A 9,765-nucleotide genomic window follows, 5' to 3' on the forward strand; every position below is an offset into this window, starting at 1 on the left:
TCCCTCCCCCGCTTCTCTCCGCTGCCTTACACGATATCCTCTTTCCCGTGCTTGCCGCCGGACAGCCAGGTCTGGAACTGGTCCATGTAGGTGTAAAAGACCGGGGTCAGGTACAGCGTGACGACCTGGGAGATGATGAGGCCGCCCGACACCACGAGGCCCAGGGGTTGGCGCGCATCGCCGCCCGCGCCGATGCCGAGCGCAATGGGCATGATGCCGGCGATGGCGGCCACGGTGGTCATCATGATCGGCCGGAAACGCACGATGCAGCCCTCGAACACGGCGTCAAAAGGCGTTTTGCCCTCTCTCTCGGCCTCGATGGCGAAGTCGATGACCATGATCGAGTTCTTCTTGACGATGCCGATCAGCATGATGATGCCGATGAAGCCGTAAAGGTCGAGCTGGCGGCCGAACACCATGAGCGTGATCAGGCCGCCAAGCGCCGCCGAGGGCAGGCCGGACAGGATGGTGATCGGGTGGATGAAGCTCTCGTACAGGATCCCGAGAATGAGGTAGATGACCACGATGGCCAGAAACAGCAGGAACGGGACGCTGGCCAGGGATTCGTTGAAGGCAGTGGCCTGGCCTTCGAAGATATAGCTGATATTGGTCGGCAGTTCCTTTTTGGCCAGGGACTGGACAGCGGTGACGGCCTCGCCCAGGGAATACTTGCCTGCGGTGTTAAACGAGATGGTCACCGAGGTGAGCTGGCCGGTGTGGTTGACCACGAGCGGTCCCACGCCTTCGTGCATTTTGACCAGGCCGTTTAAGGGCACCATGATGGGATTGCCGTTGCTGTCGACGTTGCTGGACTTGACATAGAGCTTGTTGAGCAGGTCGGGCCGCCGCTGGTATTCGGGCTGCACCTCCACGATGACCTTGTAGGTGTCTGTCGCGCCGTAAAGGTTGGTGACCTGCCGGGCCGCATAAGCGGTCATGAGCGCCGTCTCGATGGAGGAGGTGCTGATGCCGAGCGCCTGGGCCTTGTCCCGGTCGATGTCGATAAAGACCTGGGGCCCGTCGTTTTGCATGTCCGTGTTGACGTCGGTGATCTCGGGCAGCTTGTGCATCGCCCCGGCCATCTTGCGGGCCACGGGATAGAGTTCGTCCGGATCGGGGGAAAGCAGCGTAAACTGGTACAGGGCCTTGGTCTGCTTGCCGCCGATCTGGATGGAGGGCGGATTGTACATGAAGACGAAGAGGTCCGGGATCTGGGCCACCTTGGGCCGCAGGGAGTCGATGATCTCCTGGGCACTATGCTTGCGCTTGTCCATGGGCGCCAAGAGCGGAAACATGGCCGCGTTGTTCATGGAGGTGTTGGGGCCGCCCACGCCGACAACGCCGATGAACTTGAACACGTCCGGATCGGACATGAACACGCGACCGACCTTGAGCACCCGTTCCTTCATGGTCTCGAAGGAGGCGCTCTGCTCGGCCATGCCGAAGGCGTAGAAGATGCCCGAGTCCGTGGCCGGAATAAATCCCGTGGGGATGACGGTAAAAAGCCACAGCGTGAGGCCGAGCAGGCCCACGGACAGGATCATGACGAAAAAGCGCCAGCGCAGGGCGAAATGCAGGGACTTCTCATAGCCCCGCTCGACCCATTTGAAGAGCCGGCCCGAGTCGGAAATCTTGCCCGAAAGAAACCGGCTGCACAGCATGGGGGTCAGCGACAAGGTGACGAAGCCGGAGACGAGGATGCACAGGGTGATGGTCACGGCCATCTCGTTGAGCACCCGGCCGAGAATGCCGGCCATGAACATGATGGGGATAAAGACCGCCACCAGCGACAGCGTCATGGACACGATGGTGAAGCCGATCTGGCGCGCCCCATCCAGGGACGCCTGCATGATCTTTTTGCCCATCTCGGTGTGGCGCACCACGTTTTCGATCATGACGATGGCGTCGTCCACCACGAAGCCGACGGCGAGTATGATGGCCATGGCTGAGAGGTTATCGATGGAAAAGTTGAAAGCCACCATGAGCGAGAGCGTGCCGATAAGGGCCGTGGGCAGGGCCAGGCCGGCGATGATGGTGGCGGGGAGGTTGTTGAGGAAGAGATAGACGACGATGACCACCAGGGTGATGGAAATGAGCAGGGTGAACTCGACGTCGTCGATGGCCGCCTTGATGGAGGTCGAGCGGTCGTAGAGGAATTCCAGTTTGACCGAGGGCGGCAGTGTGGCCTCGATGCCCGGCATCATGGCCCGGATGGCGTCCACGAGCTGGATGGTGTTGGTGCCGGCCGCGCGCTTGACCGCGATGACGATACCCTGCTGCTGGTCGAAAAAAGCCGCATTCTTGTCGTTTATCGTGGAATTGATGGCCCGGCCCACGTCCTGGAGGCGCACGGGATTGCCGTTCCTGTAGGCGATGATCTGGCGGTTGTAGGCCGTGGCGCTGGTCAGCTGGCCCTGGGCCTTGATGGTGTACAGCTTGTCGAGGCCATAGAGGGAGCCTGTCGGCTGGAGCACGGTCTCATTGTTGAAGGCGGTGGCCACCTCGTCCACGCCGATGCCGAGCGCCGCCAGCTTGTCCGGATTGACCTGCACGCGCGGGGAATAGGTCTGGTCGCCGTACACGGCCACCTGGGCCACGCCGTTGATCATGGAAATGCGCTGGGCGATGTAGACCTTGGCGTAGTTGGTCACGCGGTACAGCGGCATGGTCTGGCTGGAGACGCGGATGTAGATGATGGGCATGTCGGCCGGGTTGACCTTCTGGAAGGTCGGGGGGCTCGGCATGTTGTTGGGCAGGCTGCCCTGGGCGGCATTGATGTAGGTCAAAACATCGGTGCCGGCCCCGTCGATGTTGCGCGACAGATCGAACTGCAGGGTGATGGTGGTGGTGCCGAGCGAGTTGCTTGAGCTCATCGACTGCAGACCCGAGATGGAGGTGAACTGCCGCTCCAGGGGAGTGGCCACGGCCGAGGCCATGGTCTGGGGGTCCGCTCCGGGAAGGCTCGCCGTCACCTGGATGGTGGGGAAGTCGATGCTCGGCATCTCGCTTATGGGCAGCGAGAAGTAGGACACCACGCCGAAAAAGATCAGCGCCGCCATGAGCAGCGTGGTGGCGACCGGCCGCTTGATAAACAGGTCGGTCATGTCTAGTTCCCCTGGCCTTCCTTGGACGCGCCGGTCGCCTTATCCCTGCCCGCCACGGCGGCGGGGGAAACCGGACCTTCCTTGTAGTTCTGCGCGCTGACGATCTTGACGGGAACGCCGGGGAAGAGCTTGATCTGGCCGGAAGTGATGACTTTGTCGCCCGGGGACACGCCCTTTTCGATCACCGTGTCCGGGCCGATCTTGCGGCCGACGGTGATGGCGCGCATCTCCACCGTGTTGTCGGGCTTGGCGATGAACACCGACGAGCCGTCCTGGGTTTCGACCAGGGCGCTCGAGGGCAGCAGGATGGTGTCGGCCGTGTCGGCCAGGACGACCGAGGCGTTGACGAATTGTCCCGGCCACAACACCTTGTCCTTATTTTGGAATTCTCCCTGCAAGGTGATGGTGCCGGAATTCACGTCCACGGTGTTGTTGATGACCGTGAGCGTGCCCTTGGCCACCAGCTCCGGATGGGTGGGAGGACTTGCCTCCACAGCCAGCTTGCCCTTGGCCGCATACTTGCGGATGTCGGGCAGGTATTTCTCGGCCACGGCGAACTGGACGTTTATGGGCTCGATCTGGTTGAGGGTGACGATGATATAGTCCTCGGACTTGATCAGGTTGCCGGTCTTGTACTGCTGGAGGCCGACCACGCCCGTGCACGGGGCGTTGATGGAGCAGTAGCCGAGGTTGACTTTGGCGTTTTGCACGGACGCCTCGTCCACGCGGACCTGTTCCAGATCCTGCCTGTAGGCGGTACGTTTCTGTTCGTAGTCGTCCTGGCTGATGACGGCCTGGGCCACGAGGTCCTTGTAGCGCAGCCAGTCCCGCTGGGCCTGGGCGGCGGTGGCCCGGTCGCGGGCGAGCGTGCTTGTGGCCTCGTCGAGCTGGGCCTTATAGGGGGCCGGGTCGATCAGGAGCAGGGGCTGCCCTTCCTTGACCAGGTCGCCTTCGGCAAAATAGGTTTCCTTGAGCACGCCCGAAACCTGGCTGCGGACATTGACGGTGCGCAGGGCATACACATGCCCGATGCCGTCCACGGCAAGCGGCGCGGTGGTGGCCTTGGCTTCCACCACCGTAACCTCGACCGGGGTCGGTGCTTCGGCCTGGGGCTTTTTCCGGTCACATCCCGCCAGGAGGGCGGCGACGGTCAGCGCCAGCACGATAAGCAGACAGGAAGCGGTTCTCCGCCGGGAAGCGATGCGCGGGGGTGCGACAGGCATGAATGCGGTCTCCTCTCTTTAAAACGCACCGTGCCTGCAAAAACGGCTAGGCGCTGGAAAAAATCCTTGGCTTGGAAATAGTGATTGTTTCCAACATTCAAGAGGTAAAGTCAAGGCATTAACGGATGATGTCGCTATATTGCCGCATTGAAAGGAGCATTTGGCCGGCACGTTACTTTGATAAGGAATATACGAGAGGGGAAACCCTTTAAAAAGGACCGTAGCCCCTTTCGCGCGCTCCCTTTCCCCCATCTTTCCCTTATGCGGCATCACCAGGGGAAACCTAATGCACAGCGCCCTTGCCCAGGTAGGGACCGAAAAGCTTCAGCCGGTATTCGTGATCTTCCATCCGTCGCAGCAAGGCCACATTGACGGCCTTGCGCAAAGGGAAATCCCGGGGAAAAGCGAAACCGTAGAGCTGGGGATCGAAAAAGCCCGGCAATATTTTGATCTGGCCGGGGAAATCCTTGTGTACGTAATAATGGAGCATGGGCTGGTCGAAAACAAAGGCGTCGAGGGAGCCGGCCGCGAGCGCCTGAAGCCCCTGCATGGCCGTATCGTAGGGCACCACGCCGATGTGGGAGGCGACAAGTTCCGCCTGGCCCGAGGAGTCGCGCTTGACGCCGGTGCGGACCTTGTGCAGGTCGTCCTCGCCATGCACCTGGCCGGTGTCCAGGGAGGCCATGGTCAGCGAGGTGGTGATGCCGGCGGTAAACGAGGCCAGCAGCGCGACCGAGGCGAACATCCAGACCAGGGCCACGGCGCGGCCGAACAGCGTTTTCGGGGTGGTGTCGCCATAGCCCACCGAGGTCATGGTGACGGCCGACCACCACAACCCGTCGCCTATGCCGCACTTGCCCGGCCGGAAATGCCCGGGATTGCGCCTGCGCTCAATGGCCCAGACAAGGGTGCCCACGGCCAACAGCAAGGCCAGCAGTGAGCCAATATAGAAAAGCACACGCGACGAAAACAGGGAGCGTAGCGCAAGGCGGACGATCCCGATATGCTCCTTGGCCGGCACGGCGATGCCAAGGCCGGTGTAGTAAAACGGCTGGGAGAAATCCATGGCCGCTTCGCGGTCAGGCGTTATGGACAGCGCCGAAACCCCGACATCCACCGAGCCATTTTCCAGGGCCGCCAGCAGCCCGACCAGATCGTACTCGCGCTCCTTCCATTCCAGGCCCATATCCCGGGCCACGTCGCGCCACAGGTCCATGGCGATGCCGACGAAATGGCCGTGCTCGTCTTTTATGACAAAGGGCGGCGCCTCGACGACGCCGATGGTGACCACCTTCGGCGGGGCGATAGCGGGCGCCTTGCGGGCCCAGGCAGACGGGAGCAGCGCGCCGCACAGGCACACCATTGCCAGCATGAACGTCAACATCGGGCGGTGTGGCATCACGCCTCCCCGGAGCTTGCCGGAGCCGGGGCCGGCCAGCGTTTCCTGACGTGCACCCGGCGCAGCGTGCGCGAGCGTTTGAACGTTTCCGAGCGCTTGCGCCGCAACTCCTCGCGCATGGCGTCGAGTTGCATGGCCTCCGTGCCCTTGGGTTTGTACTTCACCTTCACGCCCTGGAACGCCAGCATGACCTTGTTGTCCTGGAATTCCTGGTCGATCGTCGTGGCCAGTTCCGACTGCACCTGGAACTTCTTCATGAAGTTGTCAATCCAGACATACAGCTCGAACTGGAGCCCGAAACGGGCGAAAGCGATCATCGCGACCTCCGGCGGCGGACTCTTCAAAACGTCGGGGTGCTTCTTCGCCGCGGCGAGCAGGATTTTGCGCACCTTCTTGAGTTTGGTGCCGGGGGCCACCGTCACAGGAATGGTCAGGCGCATGGAAGCGTCCTGGTAGGTGAGGTTGACGATCTCGCCGCGCAAAAAACTCGAATTGGGAATGATGACCGTGGTGTTGTCCAGGGTGCGCATGATGGTGTTGCGCACCGACAAGTCCACCACTTCGCCGAAATTTTTGCCCTGCTGGATGATGTCCCCCTTCTTGACCGCCCCGCCGAACATGATGATCAGCCCGCTGACGAAGTTGTTGACGATGTCCTTGAGGCCAAAGCCGATGCCCACCGACAGGCCGCTGGCGATCCAGGTCAGCGCCCCCAGCGGCACGGCGAAGAGATGCAGGCCGAACAACACGAAAAGCGTCCAGGTCAGATAGGAAAAGACCGCGCCCACCGTGTGGGCCAAGGCGGGCTCCACGGTCCGGCCGCGAAGTCGCACAAAAGCGAGCAAATGGAAAAACCAAGCCTGCACCAGGCGCAACAGGAAAAACACCACGAACAGCATGGCCAACGCGTCCAGGGAAAAGGTCGCCTTGCCGATGGAAAGGCGCATGCGAAAGACGCGGTCCATAAGCCCCGGACCGCCCATAAAGACCAGCACCCAGGCCACATACAGCGTGGCCATCAGCGTCACGGCCAGCGGCGAGGCCAGACCGGCCAGGGAATGCTTGCGCCCGGCGGCCAGCCCATCCAGGCGGCGTTGGATGGCCGCCGTGAGCCCGAGGGCCAAAAGCAGCATGAAAAGCGCCTCGGTCAGGGCGGTCGCCTGTGGGCCGAAGCCGAAAATCCCGGCTACCGCCGAGGCCGTAAGAAAGCCGACGATCGAAGCTCCGCCGGCCTGGTCGCGCCGCAACCGCATGATGGCGGTTGCGGCCACCGCCGGCCAGACGATGCCGATGGTGCTGGCCGGCATATTGAGGACGTCCATGCACGCGGCGGCCGCGAAACAACCGAAAAGCACGGACAGCACCGGCCCATGCGGCATGAGCAGCACAAGCCCCCAGCACAACGCCAGCACCCAGGGCAGCGACGTGAACTGGTTTCCGGCGAAAAGGACGGTGTGGCGGGCCAGGCCCAGCCCCAGGCCGGCAGCGAGCCAGAAAAGCCCGGGCCGGGAAAGCCCGCTTACGGCCGGCCAACGCCGCCGGGCCAGGGCAATGCCCGCCCAGAAAACGGCGAAACCGAAAAGCCCGGTCAGGCAAAACCGGCCCCAGTCGGTCCAGCCCAGTATGGGTCCCCAAAAACGCGGCGCGGTATCGACCCATTGGCGCAGATCGTCCATGGCGCCGCGCAGGTTGGCCAGGCGGAGCAGCGAGCCGGAAGAAGCGAAATAGGTCTCGCCGAACAGGCGCACGAAACGTTCGATCTCGTTTTTCCTGGCGTCGCGGACGTCCTTCTTCAGGCTCGTCGCCTGGCCCAAGGCAGCGTCCACTTCCGCCTTGACCGTGTCCACCTCGTCCTTGAGTTCCCGGAAATCCCGGCCGGGGCCGGCCAGTTCCTCGCTCACGAGATCGGTGTATTCCCGGCTGGCGTTCTGGTGTCGTATCTCCCGCAGGGTGGCGTATTCTTCCTTGGTGCGGGCCAGCCTGTCGTGCATGTCCTCCAGGGAGGCGCTGGCCACATCCACGGCATTGTCGATTTCGCGCAGCTGCATCATGAGCGTGCGGCTGGCCCAGGGCGTGTCCCCGGCCACCCCGCGCAACAGCAGCAGCTGGTCGAGCCGGCTGCTTTCCTGGGCCAGGGTTTGGGCCAGAGCCGCCTGGGCCGCCGGCAGCTCCGCCTGGATCTGCGCGAGTTCCCGGCTTTTTAGAGCGAGACTTTGGCGCACCCCCGCCGCGATGGACCGCCAAAGCGCCGTATCCCCTTGGCCGGCGAAAGCGGGGCCCTCCCCCCACGACAGGGCCAGGCCGCATACGCAGCAGACCGTCAGGCACAACAGGCGCAAGGCGTTCATAAGGGCTCCTGGGACCAACCATTTGCAGGCATACCAAGGCAGTAGCCTGCAAATGGCCCTTGGTGCAAGCCCTGTATCGCCCGGAAGCGGGGTTGCGCCTTCCCGGCCCGGCCGGTATGAAGCGGTCGGCACACGTGAGGAAGCCAGCATGAAGAAACTCGTTTTTGTCCTTTTTCTGATCTTGGTCGTGGCCGCCGGCGCGGCCGCCTATTTTTTCCTGACCGACACCGTCAAGCCTGAAATCGCGCTGTCCCCGGACAACGCCGTGGCCGCGCCCAAACGGGAATTCACCCTGACGCTCAAGGACGCCGGCGCGGGGCTCAAAAACGCCAAGGTCATCGTGACCCAGGGCGACAAGCAGGTCACCCTGCTCGACAAGACCTACGCCTTGCCCGTCAAGACGGCGGAGGAGAAATTCACCCTGGAGCCGGCGGGGCTGCACGACGGGCCGTTTACGCTCGTGGCCACGGCCACCGACCGCTCCCTGGCCAACTTCGGGGCCGGCAACACGGTCAAGCTGAACAAGGACGTCACCCTGGACACCATTCCGCCGCGCATCGACGTGCTGAGCCTCGCCCACAACGTCCGCCAAGGCGGCGTCGGCGCGGTGTCCTTTCAGCTGAGTGAAGACCCCGAAAGCGCCGGCGTGGTGGTCGGCGACGACTTCTATCCCGCGTTCAAGCAGGAAAACGGGAAATATTTCGGGCTGTTCGTCTTTCCCTACGACATGGACCCCAAGGATTTCGTGCCCAAGGTCAAGGCCGTGGACAAGGCCGGCAACACCGCATACGCCTCGTTCCGCTACCAGGCCATTCCCCGGAAATTCCGGCAGGACAGGATCAACATCTCGGACAACTTTCTCGAGTCCAAGATGCCCCAGTATTACAATATCATCACCGACACCCGCGACAATCTCGAAATCTACCTGCGGGTCAACAAGGAACTGCGCAAGAAAAACCGGGCCAAGCTGCACGATCTGGCCATGGCAACGGCCCCGACCATGCTCTGGGACAAAAAGGCCTTCCTGCGCCTGCCCAACGCCGCGCCCAAGGCCGGTTTCGGCGACCACCGGACCTACTATTACAATGGCAAGGAAATCGACCAGGAGACCCACCTGGGCGTGGACCTGGCCTCCCTCGAGGCCGCGCCGGTGCCGGCGGCCAACAGCGGCAAAGTCGTTTTCACCGGCTTTTTCGGCATCTACGGCAACGCCATCATCATCGACCACGGGCTCGGACTGCAAACGCTCTACGCCCACCTGCGTGAAATCGACGTCAAGGAAGGGCAGGACGTCAAAAAGGGCCAGATCATCGCCAAGACCGGGGCCACCGGGCTCGCCGGCGGCGACCACCTGCACTTCGGCGTCCTGGTCTTCGGCCACCCCACCTCCCCTGTCGAATGGTGGGATCAGCACTGGATCGACGATAATATTCTCAATAAGATGTAAGAAAGGAGAGAAGATGCGAGAGGGGAAACCCTTTGAAAAGGGTTCTCCCCTCTCGCGCTCTCCCCTTCCTAAATCTTTTATTTTTTTATCAGGTTATCATCGTCAGTTTGCTCTAAGAAGAAACCAAGACACCTTTGTCGGCCATCATGAAAGAGGCCGCCCGGTAAAAACCGGGCGGCCTCTTTCATGATGGCCGGGGAATTTGAACTAAAACCCCGCTAAAGTTTTTGAAGGGGGTCCAGGG

5 protein-coding genes are annotated in these 9,765 nt (G+C 62.3%); 1 reads left to right on the forward strand and 4 read right to left on the reverse strand.

Annotation, left to right across the window (positions count from 1 at the left end; genetic code table 11):
* Nucleotides 1-26 precede the first annotated feature (26 nt).
* From ACMZ6R_RS19075 to ACMZ6R_RS19090, 4 genes are all read right to left on the reverse strand, one after another.
* Nucleotides 27-3,104 (reverse strand): efflux RND transporter permease subunit, encoded by a 3,078-nt coding sequence (locus tag ACMZ6R_RS19075; protein ID WP_416114476.1) that lies wholly within the window; start codon nucleotides 3,102-3,104, stop codon nucleotides 27-29.
* A 2-nt stretch (nucleotides 3,105-3,106) separates the two neighbouring features.
* A complete protein-coding gene (locus tag ACMZ6R_RS19080) occupies nucleotides 3,107-4,327 on the reverse strand; it encodes an efflux RND transporter periplasmic adaptor subunit (protein WP_416114478.1) in 1,221 nt (406 codons plus the stop codon).
* A 283-nt stretch (nucleotides 4,328-4,610) separates the two neighbouring features.
* Nucleotides 4,611-5,726 (reverse strand): transporter substrate-binding domain-containing protein, encoded by a 1,116-nt coding sequence (locus tag ACMZ6R_RS19085; protein WP_416114480.1) that lies wholly within the window; start codon nucleotides 5,724-5,726, stop codon nucleotides 4,611-4,613.
* Nucleotides 5,726-8,074, reverse strand: a complete 2,349-nt coding sequence (locus ACMZ6R_RS19090) for a mechanosensitive ion channel domain-containing protein (protein ID WP_416114482.1) — start codon at nucleotides 8,072-8,074, stop codon at nucleotides 5,726-5,728. The genes ACMZ6R_RS19085 and ACMZ6R_RS19090 overlap by 1 nt, the downstream gene beginning before the upstream one ends.
* Before the next feature lie 148 nt (nucleotides 8,075-8,222).
* On the opposite strand from ACMZ6R_RS19090, the gene ACMZ6R_RS19095 reads away from it, so the two are divergent.
* Nucleotides 8,223-9,521 (forward strand): M23 family metallopeptidase, encoded by a 1,299-nt coding sequence (locus ACMZ6R_RS19095; protein WP_416114484.1) that lies wholly within the window; start codon nucleotides 8,223-8,225, stop codon nucleotides 9,519-9,521.
* Nucleotides 9,522-9,765 lie beyond the last annotated feature (244 nt).

Source organism: Solidesulfovibrio sp. C21, from assembly GCF_047785625.1.
Classification (GTDB): domain Bacteria; phylum Desulfobacterota; class Desulfovibrionia; order Desulfovibrionales; family Desulfovibrionaceae; genus Solidesulfovibrio.

What these genes read in the sequence shown, in the direction of transcription:
- ACMZ6R_RS19075 (WP_416114476.1), bottom strand. Translation starts at nt 3,104, where the DNA reads ATGACCGACCTGTTTATCAAGCGGCCGGTCGCCACCACGCTGCTCATG.
- ACMZ6R_RS19080 (WP_416114478.1), bottom strand. Translation starts at nt 4,327, where the DNA reads ATGCCTGTCGCACCCCCGCGCATCGCTTCCCGGCGGAGAACCGCTTCC.
- ACMZ6R_RS19085 (WP_416114480.1), bottom strand. Translation starts at nt 5,726, where the DNA reads ATGCCACACCGCCCGATGTTGACGTTCATGCTGGCAATGGTGTGCCTG.
- ACMZ6R_RS19090 (WP_416114482.1), bottom strand. Translation starts at nt 8,074, where the DNA reads ATGAACGCCTTGCGCCTGTTGTGCCTGACGGTCTGCTGCGTATGCGGC.
- ACMZ6R_RS19095 (WP_416114484.1), top strand. Translation starts at nt 8,223, where the DNA reads ATGAAGAAACTCGTTTTTGTCCTTTTTCTGATCTTGGTCGTGGCCGCC.